At 76.9% G+C, this 17,277-nt stretch carries 18 protein-coding genes; 8 read left to right on the top strand and 10 right to left on the bottom strand.

Annotation, left to right across the window (positions count from 1 at the left end):
* Window positions 1-97: 97 nt before the first annotated feature.
* The gene (locus ACI8AX_RS04605) at window positions 98-856 is read left to right on the top strand and encodes a tetratricopeptide repeat protein (RefSeq protein ID WP_456548617.1); all 759 of its coding nucleotides are present in this window, start codon (window positions 98-100) and stop codon (window positions 854-856) included.
* 91 nt (window positions 857-947) lie between these two features.
* Here ACI8AX_RS04605 and ACI8AX_RS04610 read toward each other — a convergent pair whose 3' ends face one another.
* Window positions 948-1,877, bottom strand: a complete 930-nt coding sequence (locus ACI8AX_RS04610) for an SMP-30/gluconolactonase/LRE family protein (RefSeq protein WP_456548618.1) — start codon at window positions 1,875-1,877, stop codon at window positions 948-950.
* Window positions 1,878-1,927: 50 nt separating this feature from the next.
* A complete protein-coding gene (locus ACI8AX_RS04615) occupies window positions 1,928-2,233 on the bottom strand; it encodes a hypothetical protein (protein ID WP_456548619.1) in 306 nt (101 codons plus the stop codon).
* 280 nt (window positions 2,234-2,513) lie between these two features.
* Here ACI8AX_RS04615 and ppc point away from each other — a divergent pair, with 280 nt between their 5' ends.
* Window positions 2,514-5,333 (top strand): phosphoenolpyruvate carboxylase, encoded by a 2,820-nt coding sequence (gene ppc, locus ACI8AX_RS04620; protein ID WP_456548620.1) that lies wholly within the window; start codon window positions 2,514-2,516, stop codon window positions 5,331-5,333.
* On the opposite strand, the gene ACI8AX_RS04625 is transcribed toward ppc, so the two are convergent.
* The gene (locus ACI8AX_RS04625; protein WP_456548621.1) at window positions 5,296-6,255 is read right to left on the bottom strand and encodes a glycosyltransferase; all 960 of its coding nucleotides are present in this window, start codon (window positions 6,253-6,255) and stop codon (window positions 5,296-5,298) included. The two genes, ppc and ACI8AX_RS04625, sit on opposite strands and share 38 nt — an antisense overlap.
* Before the next feature lie 82 nt (window positions 6,256-6,337).
* On the opposite strand from ACI8AX_RS04625, the gene ACI8AX_RS04630 reads away from it, so the two are divergent.
* Complete coding sequence (locus tag ACI8AX_RS04630; RefSeq protein ID WP_456548622.1) at window positions 6,338-7,441, top strand: inositol monophosphatase family protein; 1,104 nt, start codon at window positions 6,338-6,340, stop codon at window positions 7,439-7,441.
* Between the two features lie 9 nt (window positions 7,442-7,450).
* Here ACI8AX_RS04630 and ACI8AX_RS04635 read toward each other — a convergent pair whose 3' ends face one another.
* Window positions 7,451-8,866, bottom strand: coding sequence for an FAD/NAD(P)-binding protein (locus ACI8AX_RS04635; protein WP_456548623.1), 1,416 nt, complete (start codon window positions 8,864-8,866; stop codon window positions 7,451-7,453).
* Window positions 8,867-8,952: 86 nt separating this feature from the next.
* On the opposite strand from ACI8AX_RS04635, the gene ACI8AX_RS04640 reads away from it, so the two are divergent.
* Complete coding sequence (locus ACI8AX_RS04640) at window positions 8,953-9,255, top strand: putative quinol monooxygenase (protein ID WP_456548624.1); 303 nt, start codon at window positions 8,953-8,955, stop codon at window positions 9,253-9,255.
* Between the two features lie 9 nt (window positions 9,256-9,264).
* Here ACI8AX_RS04640 and ACI8AX_RS04645 read toward each other — a convergent pair whose 3' ends face one another.
* The 6 genes from ACI8AX_RS04645 to ACI8AX_RS04670 all read right to left on the bottom strand — a co-directional run bounded on the left by ACI8AX_RS04645 (window position 9,265) and on the right by ACI8AX_RS04670 (window position 13,611).
* Window positions 9,265-10,071 (bottom strand): hypothetical protein, encoded by an 807-nt coding sequence (locus ACI8AX_RS04645; protein ID WP_456548625.1) that lies wholly within the window; start codon window positions 10,069-10,071, stop codon window positions 9,265-9,267.
* Between the two features lie 56 nt (window positions 10,072-10,127).
* A complete protein-coding gene (locus tag ACI8AX_RS04650) occupies window positions 10,128-10,940 on the bottom strand; it encodes an Fpg/Nei family DNA glycosylase (RefSeq protein WP_456548626.1) in 813 nt (270 codons plus the stop codon).
* A complete protein-coding gene (locus tag ACI8AX_RS04655; RefSeq protein ID WP_456548627.1) occupies window positions 10,933-12,300 on the bottom strand; it encodes a cryptochrome/photolyase family protein in 1,368 nt (455 codons plus the stop codon). Before ACI8AX_RS04655 ends, ACI8AX_RS04650 begins: the two co-directional genes overlap by 8 nt.
* An 89-nt stretch (window positions 12,301-12,389) precedes the next feature.
* On the bottom strand, window positions 12,390-12,710 hold the full coding sequence (locus ACI8AX_RS04660) for a GNAT family N-acetyltransferase (protein WP_456548628.1): 321 nt from the start codon (window positions 12,708-12,710) through the stop codon (window positions 12,390-12,392).
* Between the two features lie 212 nt (window positions 12,711-12,922).
* Window positions 12,923-13,093 (bottom strand): CsbD family protein, encoded by a 171-nt coding sequence (locus ACI8AX_RS04665; protein WP_456548629.1) that lies wholly within the window; start codon window positions 13,091-13,093, stop codon window positions 12,923-12,925.
* A gap of 188 nt (window positions 13,094-13,281) precedes the next feature.
* Window positions 13,282-13,611 carry a potassium channel family protein gene (locus ACI8AX_RS04670; RefSeq protein WP_456548630.1) on the bottom strand — a complete coding sequence of 110 codons (330 nt, stop codon included), beginning with the start codon at window positions 13,609-13,611 and terminating at the stop codon, window positions 13,282-13,284.
* Window positions 13,612-13,709: 98 nt separating this feature from the next.
* On the opposite strand from ACI8AX_RS04670, the gene ACI8AX_RS04675 reads away from it, so the two are divergent.
* From ACI8AX_RS04675 to ACI8AX_RS04690, 4 genes are read left to right on the top strand one after another with little or no spacing between them, the layout of a single operon-like run.
* A complete protein-coding gene (locus ACI8AX_RS04675) occupies window positions 13,710-14,291 on the top strand; it encodes a sigma-70 family RNA polymerase sigma factor (RefSeq protein ID WP_456548631.1) in 582 nt (193 codons plus the stop codon).
* On the top strand, window positions 14,275-15,351 hold the full coding sequence (locus ACI8AX_RS04680; RefSeq protein ID WP_456548632.1) for a hypothetical protein: 1,077 nt from the start codon (window positions 14,275-14,277) through the stop codon (window positions 15,349-15,351). The genes ACI8AX_RS04675 and ACI8AX_RS04680 overlap by 17 nt, the downstream gene beginning before the upstream one ends.
* Before the next feature lie 2 nt (window positions 15,352-15,353).
* Window positions 15,354-16,325 carry an ABC transporter ATP-binding protein gene (locus ACI8AX_RS04685; RefSeq protein WP_456548633.1) on the top strand — a complete coding sequence of 324 codons (972 nt, stop codon included), beginning with the start codon at window positions 15,354-15,356 and terminating at the stop codon, window positions 16,323-16,325.
* Window positions 16,322-17,173 (top strand): ABC transporter permease subunit, encoded by an 852-nt coding sequence (locus ACI8AX_RS04690; RefSeq protein WP_456548634.1) that lies wholly within the window; start codon window positions 16,322-16,324, stop codon window positions 17,171-17,173. The genes ACI8AX_RS04685 and ACI8AX_RS04690 overlap by 4 nt, the downstream gene beginning before the upstream one ends.
* Window positions 17,174-17,277: the final 104 nt, after the last annotated feature.

Consider the following 17,277-nt stretch of genomic DNA (forward strand, 5'->3'; position numbering starts at 1 on the left):
CTGCGAGGAGGCCACCCGCTGACGGGGGAGACACGATCGGGTCAGGTCACCACCTGGGAGGACGCCGGGGGCGGCTCCGGCACCGCACGATGGCGGCATGACCGAGGACCTGGACGAGCGCCTCCGGCACCTGCCGGCCGCCGACGCGCCCGCGCTCATCGCCCTCGGCCGTGAGCTGGTGGGCGCCGGGCGGCTGCCCGACGCCGAGGAGTGCTTCCGCCGCGCGGCCGCCCTGGGCGACGCGGTCGCTGCGTTCGCGCTGGGCAACACCCTCGCCGCGCAGGAGCGGTGGGACGAGGCGAGCGTGGCCTACGAGGCGGCGCTGGCCGGCGGCGAGGCGCACGCCTGGCGGACGCTGGGCACCGTCCTCGACGAGATGGGCGACGAGGACGGGGCGCTGGCCGCCTGGCGCGGCGCCGCCGACGCCGGTGACGCGCACGCCGCCGCCGTCCTCGCCTGCCGCGAGTGGTGCCGCACCCAGGACCTCGCGCTCGAGGGCGCGCTGCGGGCCGGGGCGAGCCACTTCCCGCCCGCCCGCGCCGACCTCGCCGACCTCCTGCGGGAGACCGAGCGCGTTGCCGAGGCGCGGTTCGTGCTCGAGGTCGGCGCCAAGCGCGGCGAGGCCGTGGCCTGGCTGCCGCTGGGCAACCTCTACTGCGACGAGCTCGGCGACGACGAGGCGGCGGAGGAGGCCTACCGCAGCGGGATCGCCGCGGGCGACGTCCGCTGCCACCACAACCTCGGCGTGCTGCTCGTCGGCCGCGGCGACCGCGAGGGCGCCACCGAGCAGTTCGGCCTGGGCGCCGAGGCCGGCGACGAGCTCGCGATGGCCGCCCTCCGCTACTTCCAGGACTGAGGGAGCACTTCGCGCGCGAAAGGCCCCCGGGGCGAGAGCACTTCGCGCGCGAAAGTCCCCCTGGGCGGGAGCACTTCGCGCGCGAAAGGCTCTAGAGGTGCTGGCGGAGGCCGGCAAGGGGGCCGCGGTAGGGCGCGGCGGGCGGGCCGGTCACCCCGGGGCGGGCGGTGAACAGCCGGCCCGCGTCGGGCTGCGCCGCGCGGTCGGCGGCGGACATCCCCTCGGTCGACGTCGTCACCACCAGCAGGCCGCGCCCGGGGCCGGCGAAGCAGCAGGCCGAGGTCTGCGCGACCGGCACCTCGACGACCGCCAGCAACTCGCCGTCCGGGGAGTACCGCCGCACCTGCCCGGCACCCCAGAGCGCCGTCCAGAGGCAGCCGTCGTCGTCCACCGTCAGGCCGTCGACCGGCCCGGTGTCCCCACCGAGGTCCAGCAGCACCCGGCCGGCGCCCAGCGTGCCGGCGCCGACGTCGTAGTCGTGCGCCCACAGCAGGCCCGGGCCGGAGTCGGCCAGGTAGAAGGTGCCGCCGTCGGGCGACCAGCCCAGGCCGTTGGAGACGGTCAGGCCGTCGCGCAGCGTGCGCACCGTGCCGTCGAGGTCGAGGCAGTACAGCGCGCCGGCGCCGGGCCGCTGGTCGAACGCCATCGTCCCGGCGAGGAAGCGGCCGGCCGGGTCGCAGGCGGCGTCGTTCATCCGCGTCCCGCCGGACTCCCTGGTACCGCCCTCGCCGGCCAGGTCGAGCAGCACCCGGGCGGCGCCGTCGTCGTCGACGTGGGCGAATCCGCCGCCGGCAGCCAGCAGCCAGCCGCCCGCGGCGGCCGGGGCGACGGCGCCGACGGTGTCCCCGCCCCGGTGCGCGGCGACCTCGGTGACCCCGCCGTCATCGGCCACGGTCGCGCGGCGCAGCAGGCCCGCGGGGATGTCCACCCACAGGAGCTCGCAGCGGGCGGTGTCCCACCGCGGGCCCTCCCCGTGCTCGGCGGCGGACGGGGCGGCGGGGGTGGCGGTGAGGCGCTGCACGGGGACCGTCCTCCCCAGGACACCTGCCCGTCACACGGGTGGGACGGGCGTCAGCGCGGGACCACGTTGTCGATGACGTTGACGAAGCCGCGCCTCCCGATCGGGATGTAGCAGAGGACCGCGTCGCCGTTCTTGTTCAGGCGGGCGAACGCGCCGGCTGCCGAGGCCTCGTGCGCCTCGAGGGGGACGGTCGGGTCGAGGAGGGCGAGCACCTGCGCGAGCTGGCTCTGGGTGGCTGCCCTGAACGGCGTCGGGCAGTCGCCGGAGCGCGGCGGCGCAGCAGTCGCCGGAGCGGCCAGCGCGACGGCCACGAGGGTCCCGCCGGTGATCACGGCCAGGCGGTTGAGAAGGCGCATCACGACCTCCGTCGTCCTCGGAACGGGTGGGCAGACAACGAAGCAACCACCCCCGGGGAGAGGCAACGGCCTCACGCCCGCCGCGCCGCCGGGTGCGCGTCGGTGACAGCTCGTCGTGATCAGCAGCCGGCGGGTCACCTGCACCGGGGACCGAGGACTCTTCCCGGCACGCGCGGCGGATGCCCGTGCAGCCCCGTCGGTGGCCGCCCCACCTCGCCGCGCCCGGCGGGTCCTCCCCGCGACACCTGGCCGTCACACGGGCGGCGGCATACTCCGCGGCATGTCCGAAGCCACCGTGGACGTCGCCGACCTCCGACCGCACGGCCAGGGGGAGGACGCCGACGCCGGCACCGACGCCCCCCTGCGCGACGACATCCGCCTGCTGGGGCGGGTGCTCGGCGAGGTCATCGCCGAGCAGTCCGGAGCCGAGGTCCTCGACCTCGTCGAGCAGACCCGGGTGGCCGCGTTCGGCGTGCGTCGCTCCGACGTCGACCGGGCGGAGCTCGCCGGCCGGCTGGGGGAGCTCGACGTCCGCTCGGCCAACCACGTCATCCGCGCGTTCAGCCACTTCTCGCTCCTGGCCAACCTCGCCGAGGACATCCACCACGAGCGCCGCCGGCGGTTCCACCGGCGCAGCGGCTCGCCGCCGCAGCCGGGCAGCCTGGCCGCCAGCTTCGCGATCCTGGACGACGCCGCGCTCGACGCCGACGCGGTGGCCGACGCCCTCGAGGGCGCGCTCGTCGTCCCGGTGGTCACCGCGCACCCGACCGAGGTGCGGCGCAAGACCATCTCCCAGGTGCAGCGGCAGGTCACCGAGCTGATCCGGCTGCGCGACCGGTCGACCGACGACCTCGGCGACGACCCGGAGTGGGCCGGCAAGCTGTGGCGCTCGGTGCTGACGCTGTGGCAGACGGCGCTGCTGCGGCTGTCCCGGCTGCGGCTGCAGGACGAGATCGACGAGGCGCTGCGCTACTACGAGCTGTCGCTGTTCGAGGTCATCCCGGCGATCAACGCCGACCTGCGCCGGGCACTGCGGCAGCGCTGGCCCGGCGCCGACCTGCTCGACCGGCCGATGCTGCAGCCGGGCTCGTGGATCGGCGGTGACCGCGACGGCAACCCGTTCGTGACCGCCGACGCCGTCCGCCGGGCCAGCACCCGCCAGGCGGAGACGGCGCTGGGCCACCACCTGTCCGAGCTGGTGGCGCTGCGCGACGAGCTGTCGATGTCCGACCGCCTCGTCACCCCGACGCACGAGCTGTACGCGCTGGCCGACGCCTCGCGCGACGAGTCGCCGTTCCGGGCCGACGAGCCCTACCGGCGGGCGCTCATCGGGGTGCACGCGCGACTGGCGGCGACCGCGCGGCGGGTCCTGGGCAGCGTCCCCGGCGCCGCCCCGGTGGTGGAGCTGACGCCCTACGACACCCCCGCCGAGCTGCTCGCCGACCTCGCCGTCGTCGACGCCTCGCTGCGCAGCCACGGCGCCGGCGCGCTGGCCGACGACCGGCTCACCCGGCTGCGCGAGGCGGTCGAGGTGTTCGGCTTCCACCTATGCGGGCTGGACATGCGGCAGAACTCCTCGGTGCACGAGGAGGTGCTCGCCGAGCTGCTGGCCTGGGCCGGCGTGTCCGACGACTACGCGGCCCTCGGCGAGGAGGCCCGCGTCGAGCTGCTGGCCGGGGAGCTGCGCCTGCGCCGCCCCCTCGTGCGGCCCGGCGCCGAGCTCTCCGACCTCGCCCGTGGGGAGCTGGACCTGCTGCGGGCGGCCGCCGAGCAGGTCGCGCTGCTGGGGCCGGCCGCCGTCCCGAACTACGTGATCAGCATGTGCGAGTCGGTCAGCGACGTGCTGGAGGTCGCCGTCCTGCTCAAGGAGGTCGGCCTGCTGGAGCTCGACGCCGCCGGCCGGCCCTCGTGCCCGGTGGGGATCTCCCCGCTGTTCGAGACGATCGACGACCTGCAGGGCGCCGGCAGCACCATGACCGCCGTCCTCGCCCAGCCGCTGTACCGCGCGCTGGTCGCCGCCCGCGGCGACCTGCAGGAGGTCATGCTCGGCTACTCCGACAGCAACAAGGACGGCGGCTACCTGGCCGCCAACTGGGCGCTGTACCGGGCCGAGCTCGCGCTGGTCGAGGTCGCCCGCGCCGAGGGGGTGCGGCTGCGGCTGTTCCACGGCCGCGGCGGCACCGTCGGCCGCGGCGGCGGCCCGAGCTACGAGGCGATCCGTGCCCAGCCGCCCGGCGCGGTGGCCGGCTCGCTGCGGATCACCGAGCAGGGCGAGGTCATCGCCGCCAAGTACGCCGACCCCGACCTGGCCCGCCGCAACCTCGAGGCGCTGGTGGCCGCGACGCTGGAGGCCAGCCTGCTCGACGTCGAGGGGCTCGGCGACGGCGCGGAGGACGCCTACGCGCTGCTCGACCACCTGGCGGCCCGCGCCCAGCAGGCCTACCGGGCGCTGGTGCACGAGACGCCGGGGTTCGTGGAGTGGTTCCGCGCCGCCACGCCGATCCGGGAGCTGGGCGAGCTGAACATCGGCAGCCGGCCGCCGTCGCGCAAGGCCGGTGACCGGATCGCCGACCTGCGGGCCATCCCGTGGGTGTTCAGCTGGTCCCAGGCGCGGATCATGCTGCCCGGCTGGTACGGCACCGGCTCGGCGCTGGAGAGCCATGTCGTCGGGGACGGTGCCCCCGGCGACGAGGGCCGGCTGGAGCAGCTGCGCGACCTGCACCGCCGCTGGCCGTTCTTCCGCACCGTGCTGTCGAACATGGGCATGGTGCTGGCCAAGACCGACCTGGGACTGGCCGCCCGCTACGCGCAGCTCGTGCCCGACGAGGAGCTGCGCGTGCGGGTGTTCGACCAGATCACCGCCGAGCACGAGCGGACCTGCCGGATGCTGCTCGCGGTCACCGGCGACGAGGAGCTGCTCACCGACAACCCGTCGCTGGCCCGCTCGATCCGCAACCGGTTCCCCTACCTGGAGCCGCTGCACCACCTCCAGGTCGACATGCTCCGCCGTCGCCGGGAGGGGGACGACGACGAGCTGGTCCGGCGCAACATCCAGCTGACCATCAACGGGATCGCGACGGCGCTGCGCAACTCGGGCTGAGCGCGGTCACCGGGAGGCGGTGCCGGTCCAGCCACCGGGCCAGCCGCTCCCCGTCCCACGGCCGCCGGCGGCGCGCGGCGGCGACGGCCAGCCCGCGCGGCAGCTCGAGCAGGGCCAGCGCGATCCCGGCGGCCCCGGGCAGGTCGCCGTCGCGCACGTGGGCGGCGACGGCGCCGGGCCGGCGGGCGAGCAGGGCCAGGGTCTCCTGCACCGGGCGGACGGCGTGCTGGGGGACCAGCACCTGCACCGTCCGGGCGTAGTGCCGCTCCCGCCGGAACACCCCGCGGGCGCTGCGGCCGCCCTTCCCGTGCAGGAAGCGGGTGTCCGGCACGCGCAGCAGCAGGTGCCCGGCCCCGCGCAGCCGGCGCGAGGCGTCCCGGTCCTCGTTGTAGAAGAAGTAGGCGGGGTCGAAGCCGCCGGCGGCGAGGAACTCCGCCCGCCGGACCAGGACCGCGGTCCCGCCCAGCTCCTCGACCGGCCGCGGCGGGCCCGGCGGGTCGTCGTCCTCCCCGGGGCCGTGCACGGCCGGAGCGGCCCAGACCGCGCGCGGCTCGGCGTCGAGCACCTCGGCCAGCCGCAGGAGCATCCGCGGCTCGGGCTCGCCGTCGGAGTTCACCAGGGCCACGTAGCGGCCGCGGCAGGCGTCGAGCGCGAGGTCCATGGCGCGGGCGAAGCCGAGGTTGCGCGGCGAGGACAGCACCCGCCGGTCGGCGGCCGGGTACCGCTGCGCCAGGCAGGCGCGGCCCGCGGCCGACGTCCCCGGCGCGGCGGCGTTCTCCACGAGCAGCGCGCGGCCGCGCCACCGCGGCCCGGTGGCCGCGGCGACCGCGGCGTGGTGCCGCGCCAGCATCCCCGGGGCCTCGTGGTGGACCAGGAACACCACGTCGACGTCGTCCAGGCCGGTGCGCGCGGTCGTCCCCACGCCCGCACTCTGCGCACGACGCGCAGGCGCCCGCCACCGGGCGCCCGGCGGCGGGCGGCGCCATCGCCTAGCGTCGCCCGACGTGGGGGACAGCGGCGACCGGGTGGACGGGGTGGCCGTCGCGGCCACCGGCGGTGCGGTCCTGCAGCGGGCGGCCGCCGACCTCGGGCTGGCGCCGGCCGCGCTCGCCCCCGCGGTGAGCGACCCCGCCTACCGGGTGCTGGCTGCCGGGGACGGCGCGGCGGTCCTGCTGCGCCGCCAGTGGACCGTCGAGGGCACGCCGGAGGCGGTGCTGCTCGCCGCCGCCGGCATGGGGCCCGACCACCCCGCGGTGCACGCCACCGCCGTGGGCTGGGGGTGCGACCGGGTGCGCGACCGCCCCGGCGGCCGGGGCGTGCTGCGCGTCGTCCTGCCCGGGCCGGCCGAGCCGCTGGTCGAGCGCTTCCTGGCCGCGGCGGCGCTGGCCGCGACGCGGGTGGAGACGGCGGTCGCCCTCGCGCGGGGCACCGGGGAGGACCGGGTCAAGGCCGACGGCAGCCCGGCGCTGGCCGCGGACGAGGCCGCCCACGTCGCCGCCGCGGCCGTCCTCGGCGGGCTCGGGGTGCCGGTGCTCAGCGAGGAGCGCCGGGACCTCGCCGTTGCCGACGACGAGCCGTGGATCGTGCTCGACCCGCTCGACGGCACCGGCAACTTCCGCGCGGGCCTCCCGCCGTGGGCGTTCTCCGCGGGCCTGGTGCAGAGCGGGCAGCCCGTCGCCGGCGTCGTGGTCGACCTCTCCTCCGGCCGGCGGTGGTCGGGCGCGGTCGGCGCGGGCGCGTGGCGCGACGACGTCCCGATCGCCCCCCGGGCCGGCACGACCGTCGTCGTCCCGAGCGCGCCCCGCGGGGGCGTGATCGGGGTGCCCCCCACCGCGCGGCGGGTCCGCGTGACCGGGTGCACGGCGGTCGAGGTCTGCCTGGTCGCCGACGGCTCCGCCGTGGCGTGGCACGACCTCGACCGCTCGGGCACCCACGTGCACGACGTGGCGGGCGGGCTGGGCGTGCTCGCCGCCGCCGGCGGGGTCGCCCTGACCGGCGACGGCGAGCCGCTGCGTCTCGCCCCGGACACCGAGACCCTCATCCGGTTCGCCGCCGCCGGGGACGCCGCCACCGCCCGGGAGCTGATCGCCGCGGTCGCCCCGCGCTGACCCGCGGCGTCAGGCGTCGGCGTCCTCGCGCTCGGCCTCGAGCTCCGCGGCGCGGGCGGCCTCCAGCAGGTCCGCCCGGTCGTGCATGGTGGTCCGCTGCCGGCCGCGGCTGGCGCCCAGCGCGATCTCGGCCGCGTCGATCGCCTTCCAGTTCGGCAGCAGCACCGGGTCGGCGCCGCGGGCGCGCAGGGTCCGCACCAGGTCGTCGGGGTCGCCGTGCGCCCCGATGACGCCCGCCTGCACGTCGGCGAGCAGGGTGGCGACGGTCTCCCGGGCGTCGTGCTTGTTGGTGCCGACGACGCCGGTGGGACCCCGCTTGATCCAGCCGGCCACGTACTCCCCGGCCGAGGGCGCGCCGTCGCGCAGCACCCGCCCGGCCTCGTTGGGCACCGTGTTCGAGGAGGTGTCCAGCGGCAGGCCGGGCAGCGGCAGGCCGCGGTAGCCGACGGAGCGGACGACGAGGTCGGCGGGCAGCGTCGTGAACTCGCCGGTCCCGGTGGCGCGGCCCTCCGCGTCGACCGCCGTCCGCTCCACCTCGATGCCGGTGACCCGGTCCTCGCCGAGGATGCGCACCGGGCGGGCGAAGAAGCGCAGCGTGACCGTGGCGCGGCCGGGCTCGGGGGCGTTGCCGGCGTAGCCGCGCAGCACCTTGACGTTGCGGGCCTTGAGCCGGTCGGCCGGCGGCGGCTCGTCCTCGCCGGGCACGTCGGCCGGGTCGACGACCACGGTGGCCCCGGCCAGCTCGCCGAGCTCGTCGAGCTCCTTGGTGGTGAAGCTGGCCTGGGCCGGGCCGCGGCGGCCCAGCACGGTCACCGACTCGACGGGGGCGGCGGCCAGCGCGTCGAGCACGTGCTGCGGCATGTCGGTCGGCTCGAGCTCCTCGGGCGTGCGCACCAGCACCCGGGCGACGTCGAGCGCGACGTTGCCCACCCCGATGACGACGGCGTTGCGGACCCCGGCCACCGCCGCCTCGATGCCCGCCCGGTCGGCGTCCGGGTGCCCGCAGTACCAGGCCACCAGGTCGGTGGCCGCGATGCTGCCGGGCAGGTCCTCGCCCTCGATGCCCAGCGCGCGGTCCCGGGAGGCGCCGTAGGTGTAGATCACCGCGTCGACGTGCCGGCGCAGGTCCTCCAGCGACAGGTCGGCGCCGATCTCGACGTTGCCGACGAAGCGCACGTGCTCGTGGTCCAGGACGTGGTGCAGCGTGTCCCGCAGCGCGCGCATCCGCAGGTGGTCGGGGGCGATCCCGTGCCGTACCAGCCCGAAGGGGGTCGGCAGCCGGTCGACCAGGTCGACCGCCACCGGGACGTCCGACTGGCGGGTCAGCGCCTCGGCGGCGTAGATCCCCGCGGGGCCGGCGCCGACGACCGCGACCCGGAGGCGGCGGGTGGCGGGTGTGGTGGCAGTCTCCTCGGCGTCCGACATGATCGGCATCCTGACCCGCGCGGTCGGGAAGCGCCAACACCGGTCCGTGTCGGGCCCGCCGTCACCGCTGCCGAGGGAGAACCCGCGTGTCCGTCGTCGTCGTCGCCCACATCCGCCCGCTGCCCGAGCACCTGGACGCCGTCCGGGAGGCCTTCCTGGAGACGCTCCCCGCGGTGCACGAGGAGCCCGGCTGCGAGCTGTACGCGCTGCACGAGGCCGACGGCGTGCTGGTCATGGTGGAGAAGTGGGAGAGCCAGGAGGCGCTGGGCGTGCACATGACGGCGCCCGCGCTCACGGCGCTCGGCCCCAAGCTCGCCGGCAAGGTGACCGGCGCCCCGGAGGTGCAGGTGCTCACCCCGCTGCCGGCCGGCACCAAGGGCGCGCTGTAGCGGGGGCGCTCAGCCGCAGACGACGTCGTGGTCGAGGCCGTCGTCCACGTACTGGGTGAGGACCACCCGGCCGCCGGGCACGAGGGGGTCGTCGGCGCAGGTGGCCGCGGCGTCCCGGGCGTCGTCCGCGCCGGCCAGCCAGCTGTCCAGGTCGTGCAGCGGGCTGCCGGTGGGGACCTCCCCGACGATCCGCGCCCACTGGTGGCCGGTCGAGTAGACGCCGACCTCCGCGCCCACCTCGTGGAGGTAGGCGGTCATGCCCTCCAGCGCCGCGCGGTTGCGGGCGAGGGCCCCGGCGGACCCGTACTGCCAGGTGTTCATCGTCTCCACGTCGAGCCACCAGCGGTGCGCGGCCGGGTCGGGGTCGATGCCGGCGGCCCAGGCGGCGGTGAGGAAGAAGACGTGGACGTCGGCGGCCGCGCGGACGCGGCCGTACTGCCACGAGCAGGCCGCCGAGTTGGACCCGTCGCACTCGCCGTAGGGCGTCGAGCCGGTGTCGGGCCAGGTCGTGATCGAGTCGCGCAGCTCGCCGGGGTTGGCGGTGTTCACGTACAGCTCCACCACCGGGCTGCCGGTCGCCTCGGCGGCCCACGCCAGCTGCTCGGGCAGGCAGGGGTTGGGGCGGGTGGCGATCCCGCCGTTCACGCCGACGACCGCGACGTCGGCCCGCTCGGGCAGCCGCTGGCCGCACTGCGGGTGCGAGACGTCGTAGCCGATGCGGGGCGCGCCGTCGTCCGGTGCGGCGGCCGCGGTCCCGGGCAGCCCGAGCAGCACCGCCGCCCCCGCGACCGCGAGAGCACGCGCCGCCAGGGTCATCCGGCAACCCTAGGCGCCAGGTCCCCCGCCAGGACCCCCCGTTCCGGGCCCCCCGATCAGGAGGCCTGGCAGACCGGGCACCAGTAGAGGTTGCGGCCGACCATCTCCTGGGTGCGCACCTCGGTGCCGCAGACCCGGCAGGGCAGCCCGGTGCGCCGGTACACGTAGTGCGCGTCCTCCCGGGTGACCGCGCCGCGTCTGCGGCTGCGGTCCTCGGGCCGGGTCGTCACGATCCGGCCGAGGCGGACACCGGACCGCATGAGGACGACGAGGTCGGCCCACAGCCGCGTCCACTCCTCGGCGCCGACGTCGCGGCCCGGCCGGAAGGGCGAGATCCGGTGCCGGAACAGGATCTCGGCGCGGTAGACGTTGCCCACCCCGGCCAGTACCGACTGGTCCATCAGCAGGGCGCCGACGGCGGTCCGGCTGCCCGCGATGCGCCGGTGGGCGACCCCGCCCTCGCGGGGGCGGGACCGCAGCGGGTCGGGGCCGAGCCGGTCGAGGATCTTGTCGACCTCCGGCGCGGTGAGCACCTCGCAGGCCGTGGCGCCGCGCAGGTCGGTCCACACGCCGTGCCCGTCGGGGCCGGCGCCCTCCCACCGCATCCGCAGCGCCCCGCGCGGCGGGGGAGGGGTCCCCGCGCCGCTGGTGTAGCTGCCGTACAGGCCGAGGTGGACGTGCAGGGTGTCGGGCCCGAAGCAGGCGAACAGGTGCTTGCCGTAGCTGGTGACCTCGTCGAGCACCCGGCCGTCGAGCAGCTCGGCGCCGGCGGCGAAGCGGCCCTGCGGGCTGGTCACGTGCACCGGCCGGTCGGCGAAGGCCTCCTGCTGGTCGCGCGCCAGCCGGAACAGGGTGTGGCCCTCAGGCACGGCGCACCCGCTCGAACCGCTCGAGGGCGACCTGCCGCTCGTGCGCGTGGTCGACGACCGGCTCCGGGTAGCCCTCGGGCACGCCGCCCGGCGCCGTCCACGGCTCGTGCACGTACCTGGCGTCCAGGTCCCGCAGCTCGGGCACCCAGCGCTTCACGTACGTGCCGTCGGGGTCGAACTTCCTCCCCTGGGTGACCGGGTTGAACACCCGGTAGTACGGCGAGGGGTCGGTGCCGGTGCCGGCGACCCACTGCCAGCCGTGGTTGTTGCTGGCGAGGTCGCCGTCGACCAGGTGCTGCATGAAGTACCGCGCCCCCAGCGTCCACTCCTGGTGCAGGTCCTTGACCAGGAACGACGCGACGATCATCCGCACCCGGTTGTGCACGTAGGCCTCGCCGAGCAGCTGCCGCATGCCGGCGTCGACGATCGGGAAGCCGGTGCGGCCGGTCTCCCAGGCCCGCACCAGTTCCTCGGCGTGCGGGCCGGAGTCGTAGCCGAGGGCCTGCAGCTCCGGTCGCAGGTACTCGCGCGCCGACTCCGGCCGGTGCCACAGCACGTCGGCGTAGAACTCCCGCCAGGCCAGCTCGTCGGTGTAGCGGCGGACGGCCTCGGTCTGCTGCTCGGCGGCCAGGTCGGCCAGCAGCGTGCGGGGGTGGACGGTCCCGTACTTCAGGTGCGGCGACAGCCGGCTGGTGCCGTCGCCGCCGGGCAGGTCGCGGCCCTCGGCGTAGCCGGCCAGCCGCTGCTCGCGGAAGCGGTCCCAGGCCTCGTGGGCCGCCGCCTCGCCGGCCGGCGGCAGCCGGGTGGCGCCCAGGTCCTGCTCGGGCGGCAGGTCGCCGGTCCGGGGGCCGCGGCACCAGCGGACGTCGTCCGGGCGCGCCGCCGGGGCCGGCCAGCCGTGCTCCCGCCAGGCGCGGGCGAAGGGCGAGAACACCTGGAAGGGGGTGCCGTCGCGCTTGGTCACCAGCCCCGGTCCGACGGCGTACGGCGACCCGGTGCGGGTGAGGGCGACGTCCCCGAGGGCGCGCTCGACCGCGGCGTCGCGGCGGCGGCCGTAGGGGCCGGTGTCGGCCGAGACGTGCACCCCGACCGCGCCGACCTCCCGCGCCAGCGCCGGCACCACCTCGGCCGGGTCGCCCGAGCGCACCACGAGGGCACCGCCGGTGGCCTCCCGCAGGTCGGCCAGGCAGCGGCGTAGGTACTCCCGGCGCGGCGCACCGGAGGGCTCCCACAGCCGGGGGTCGACGACGAACAGCGGCAGGACCTCGCCGTCGTCGCCGGCGTCCCCGACCGCGGCGAGCAGGGCCGGGTGGTCGCCGAGCCGCAGGTCACGGCGGAACCACAGGACACTGGTGGGCACCCGCGCCACGCTATGTCCGATCTCGGTCGTGCGCGATCGGATCGTGGGAACGGGCCCGCCGGCGACGGTGGTCGAGGGGTGCCGCGGCCTCAGGCCTCGGCGGTCGCCAGCCCGAAGTGCGGACGGTCCTCGTCGCGGACGAGGTCGAGGTAGTCCGGGTGCTGCTGGATGTAGTGCCGGATGAACGAGCAGTAGGGCAGGACGTGCAGGCCGCGCTCGCGCGCCGCGTCGAGGACGCCGGCCACCAGGGCCGAACCGATGCCGCGGCCGCCGACGCCGGGGTCGACCTCGGTGTGCGGGAGCGTCATGACGCCGTTGTCGACGTGGTAGCTGGCGAGCCCGACCACGCGCTCGCCCAGCCGGACCTCGAAGCGCCCCCGATCGGGGACGTCGACCACACTCGTCTCCATCGTGCTGTGCCCACCTTCCGTTCGCCCCGGCGCCGTTGCCGGAGCTGATGTGCGTCTCAGAACGGTAACGCCTCGGAAGCCCCATGCGTCTCGGGACGACCCCTCGGGCGCGTCGCAGGTCACCGGGGTGGGTGACGCCGCCCCGGCTCCGGCGACGGACACGCCCCGGCCCGGCCGCCCCTGGGGACGGCCGGGCCGAGCCCGCGGCGCGGTTACTTGAAGACGTCCTTGACCTTCTCGCCGGCCTGCTTGAGGTTGCCGCCGGCCTGGTCGGCCTTCCCCTCCGCCTGCAGGTCGCGGTCGCCCGTCGCCTCGCCGGCCGCCTCCTTGCCCTTCCCGGTCAGTTCCTCGGCCTTGTTCTTCATCTTGTCCGTCGCACTCATGCCGGGGTGGTGCCCTCCGCGGTGAGGGCGCACGCGCCCGCCGGCGCTTCGTCATGCGATCGCAAGACGCGTCAGGCGCGCGGGTCGTCCGCCCGGCGCTGCAGCAGCTCGTCGAGCTTCGCCTCGACCCGCGCCAGCCGCTCCTCGAGGCGGCGTTCCAGCGTCTCGGCCTCGACCTCGAGCGCCCGTTACTCGCGCGCCGCCACCCGGGCGGCCACGGCCAGGGCGACCACCGCGGCCACGGCGCCGATGACCGCCACCCCGGCCACCATCACGCCGCCGGCGACCAGCCGGCCGGCCGTGGTCACCGGCACGTGGTCGCCGTAGCCGACGGTCGTCATCGTGGTCAGCGCCCACCACAGCGCGTCGGCGAGCGAGCGGACCGTCCCGTCGGGCCGGTCGCCCTCCAGCTCCCACAGCGCGAGCCCGCCGCCGGCGACGACCAGCGCGGCCAGTGCCGTGACGGCCGCGCACAGGCGCGCGACGACGCCCCAGGTGTCCCGTGGCGAGGAGGGCATGGCGACATCCTGCGACGGCCGCCGCACCGCCGGAGCGGGCCGGTGCATGCTCGCCGGGTGTCGTGTCACATCGGCGGCCCCGGCGGTGCTCTCCGGTTGTGGACCTGGTGCAGCACGAGCGGTGGACGGCGCCGGCGGTCGCCCTCTCGGCCCCGCGGGCGCGGGTGAGGGAGCGGGCCGGTGGCGTCCGGCCGGACCTCGAGCAGGTGTTCCGGAGCGACTACCCCCGCGTCGTCGGCGTCGCCGCGCGGGTGCTGGGGTCCCGGGACCAGGCCGAGGACGTCGCCCAGGAGGTGTTCCTCGCCTTCGGCCGCTCCTCGGTGCCCGCGGGCGAGGCCGGCGGCTGGCTGACCGTGGCCGCCGCGCACACCGCGCTGAACCTGCTGCGCTCGGGCCGCCGCCGCAGCGCCCGCGAGGACGCCGTCGGCCGGCAGCAGCCGCGGGAGGCGCCCGACGTCGCCGACGCCGTCGTCTCCCGCGAGGAGCGCAGCCTTGTGCGGGCCGCCCTCGCCCGGCTGCCCCGCAAGCAGGCGGTGGCCCTGGTCCTGCGCCACAGCGGCATGAGCTACGACGAGGTGGCCGCCGCCCTCGACCTGTCCGTCGGCAGCGTCGGCACGACCGTGCGACGCGCCGAGTCCCGCCTGAAGGAGGAGCTGGACCGCGATGCGTCATCCCACTGAGGGCGTCCTGCGCCGGCTGGTCGACGAGCCGCTCGGCGTCGCCGACGCCGACCGCGCCCACGTCGCCGGCTGCGCTACGTGCCTGGCCGGCCTGGAGGCCGCCCGCGCCGACTCCCGCGCCGTCGCCGCCGCCCTGGGGACGGCGGTGTCCCGGGACGTCGACGTCGACGCCGCGTGGGCCCGGCTGTCGGCCGTCGCGCCCGCCGGCCACGCACGGGCGACGGCCCGCCGCCGCCGCTGGGTGCCGGCACTGCGCCGTCCGGCGGTGGCCGCCCTCGGCGCCGTCGTCGTCCTCTCCGGCGCGGGCGTGGCCGCCGCCAACGACTGGCTGCCCGTGTTCGAGACGGAGCGGATCGAGCCGATCGCCCTCCAGGAGCGGGACCTGGTCGCGCTGCCCGACCTGTCGGCGTTCGGTGACCTCGAGGTCACCGGCGAGGTGGAGCCGGCGGAGGTGGACGACGCCGCGACCGCGGAGCAGCGCACCGGCCTGGCCGTGCCGGAGGTCGGGGAACTCCCGACCGGCGTGACCGGCGACCCGTCGTACCTGGTCGTGGAGCCGGTGAGCGCGGTGTTCACCTTCTCGGCCGAGAAGGCGGCGCGGACGGCGGCGGAGTCCGGCGAGGACCTGCCGGTGCCGCCGCCCGGGCTCGACGGCAGCCGGGTGCTGCTGGAGGCCGGACCGGCCGTCGCCGCCGTGTGGACGCAGCGCTCGGGCCTGCCGGTCTTCGCCGTGGGGCGCGCCGGAGCCCCCACCGCCTCCTCCGACGGCGTGCCGTTCGCGACGGTGCGCGACTACCTGCTGTCGCTGCCGGGCCTGCCCGCCGAGGTGGCGGAGCAGCTGCGGGCCTTCTCCGCGGACGCGGCCACGCTGCCGCTGCCGGTGCCGGCCGACATGGTGACCACCTCCGAGGCCGAGGTCGACGGCGTGGAGGCCACCGTGCTGGAGTCCCGGGACGGCACGATGGCCGGCGTGGTCTGGGTCTCCGACGGGGTCGTCACCGGGGTCGCCGGCGCGGTGGGCACCGACGAGGTGCTCGCGGTGGCGCGGGGGCTGGCCTGAGGATGGCGGTCGAGGACACCCGCACCGCGGCCGAGTTCCTCGAGGACCTGCCGGAGTCGCCGGCGGTGTGGTGCTCCGGGCTGCGCAAGCGGTACCGGCGCCGCACCGCCGTCGACGGCGTCTCCTTCACCGTGGGCCGCGGCGAGGTCGTCGGGCTGCTCGGCCCCAACGGGGCGGGCAAGACCAGCGTCATCAAGATGCTGCTGGGCCTGGTCCGCCCCGACGCCGGCGAGGTGCTGCTGCTCGGCTGCCCCGGCCGCGACCCCCGCTCCCGGGAGCGGGTCGGCTACCTGCCCGAGCTCTTCCGCTACCAGCCCTGGCTCACCGCCGCGGAGGTCCTGGCGCTGCACGCCCGGCTCGCCGGCGTGCCGATGACCGAAGCCGACGGCCGCGAGCGGCTGGCCGCCGTCGGTCTCGACGGGCGCTCGGCCGACCGGGTCGGGGGCTTCTCCAAGGGCATGCAGCAGCGGCTCGGCCTCGCGGTCGCGCTGGTGGGCCGGCCGGAGCTGGTGGTGCTCGACGAGCCGACCAGCGCCCTGGACCCGATCGGCCGGGTCGACGTCCGCGACCTCGTGCTGGCGCTCAAGGCGCGGGGCGTGGCGGTGCTGCTCAACTCGCACCTGATCGGGGAGGTGGAGCGGGTCTGCGACCGCGTGGTGATCCTCGACGCCGGGCAGGTGCGGGCGGCCGGGACGCTGGCCGAGCTGCTCGGCCGGCGGGAGGTGCGGCTGCACCTGGACGGCGTCGACGGCCGCGCCGCGGCGCGGCTGCGGGCGGCCGGCGAGGTCACCGCCTCCGGGGACCGGTTCACCGTGGTGTTGCCGGACGGCGACGACGGCGCTGCGGTGCCGGCCCTCGTCGCCGACCTGGTCGCGCTCGGGGTCGCGGTGCACGCCGTGGAGCCGGCGCGGATCAGCCTGGAGGAGCGGCTGCTCGGGATCCTGCGGGCCGGGCACGGGGACGGCGCCCGGTGAACGCGGTGCTCACCATCGCCCGGCTGACCGTGCGGGAGGCCGCCCGCCGCCGGGTGCTGTGGGCCCTCGCCGTGCTCACCCTCGCCCTGCTCGTGCTCAGCGGCTGGGGCTTCTCCAAGCTGACCGGCCTCGACACCGAGTTCGGCGACCTCACCTCCGGCCAGGCCCGGCTGATCGCCTCGCAACTGCTCAACCTCGTGATGTTCGGGCTGAGCCTTATCGCCGCGCTGGGCACCGCCTTCCTGGCCGGCCCGACGGTCGCCGGCGAGATCGAGTCGGGGATGGCGCTGTCGGTCATGGCCCGGCCGCTGCGGCGCTCGGCCGTGCTGCTGGGCAAGTGGCTGGGCCTGGTGACCGTCGGCTGCGGCTACGTGGTCGTGGCGGGGCTGGCGCAGTTCCTCGTCGTCCGCTGGACGGTGGGGTACTGGCCGCCGGAGCCGGCGGCCGGGCTGGCGCTGCTCGCTGCGCAGACCGTCACCCTGCTCACCCTGGGGCTGCTGCTGTCCAGCGTCATCTCGCCCATGGCGTCCGGGGTCGTCGCCGTCGGGCTGTTCGGCGCCACGTGGGTCGCCGGCATCGTCGGCAACGTGGGGCAGGTCCTCGGCAACGAGGGCGTCGAGCGGGTCGGCACCGTGTCCCGGGCGCTGCTGCCCACCGACGGCCTGTGGCGCGGGGCCATGCACGCGTTCCAGGACCCGTCCGCGCTGCTGACCCTCGGCCCTGAAGGCGCCGGCTTCCCGTTCCTCAGCGAGGCCCCGCTCACCGTCGTCTACCTGCTGTGGGCGCTGGTCTGGGTCGCCCTGGTCTGGGCGCTGACCGCGGTGGTGCTCGACCGCCGCGACGTCTGAGCGGACGACCGCCGGGACGGGGCGGGGGGGGGGGGGGGGGGGGGGGGGGGGGGGGGGGGGGGGGGGGGGGGGGGGGGGGGGGGGGGGGGGGGCGGGGGGGGGGC

Source organism: Blastococcus sp. SYSU D00813 (genome assembly GCF_054050735.1).

Excerpts from the sequence above, each read along its gene's own strand:
- ACI8AX_RS04645 (WP_456548625.1), bottom strand. The coding sequence starts at position 10,071 with ATGACCCTGGCGGCGCGTGCTCTCGCGGTCGCGGGGGCGGCGGTGCTG.
- ACI8AX_RS04635 (WP_456548623.1), bottom strand. The coding sequence starts at position 8,866 with ATGTCGGACGCCGAGGAGACTGCCACCACACCCGCCACCCGCCGCCTC.
- ACI8AX_RS04660 (WP_456548628.1), bottom strand. The coding sequence starts at position 12,710 with ATGGAGACGAGTGTGGTCGACGTCCCCGATCGGGGGCGCTTCGAGGTC.
- ACI8AX_RS04680 (WP_456548632.1), top strand. The coding sequence starts at position 14,275 with ATGCGTCATCCCACTGAGGGCGTCCTGCGCCGGCTGGTCGACGAGCCG.
- ACI8AX_RS04605 (WP_456548617.1), top strand. The coding sequence starts at position 98 with ATGACCGAGGACCTGGACGAGCGCCTCCGGCACCTGCCGGCCGCCGAC.
- ppc (WP_456548620.1), top strand. The coding sequence starts at position 2,514 with ATGTCCGAAGCCACCGTGGACGTCGCCGACCTCCGACCGCACGGCCAG.
- ACI8AX_RS04615 (WP_456548619.1), bottom strand. The coding sequence starts at position 2,233 with ATGCGCCTTCTCAACCGCCTGGCCGTGATCACCGGCGGGACCCTCGTG.
- ACI8AX_RS04665 (WP_456548629.1), bottom strand. The coding sequence starts at position 13,093 with ATGAGTGCGACGGACAAGATGAAGAACAAGGCCGAGGAACTGACCGGG.
- ACI8AX_RS04685 (WP_456548633.1), top strand. The coding sequence starts at position 15,354 with ATGGCGGTCGAGGACACCCGCACCGCGGCCGAGTTCCTCGAGGACCTG.
- ACI8AX_RS04670 (WP_456548630.1), bottom strand. The coding sequence starts at position 13,611 with ATGCCCTCCTCGCCACGGGACACCTGGGGCGTCGTCGCGCGCCTGTGC.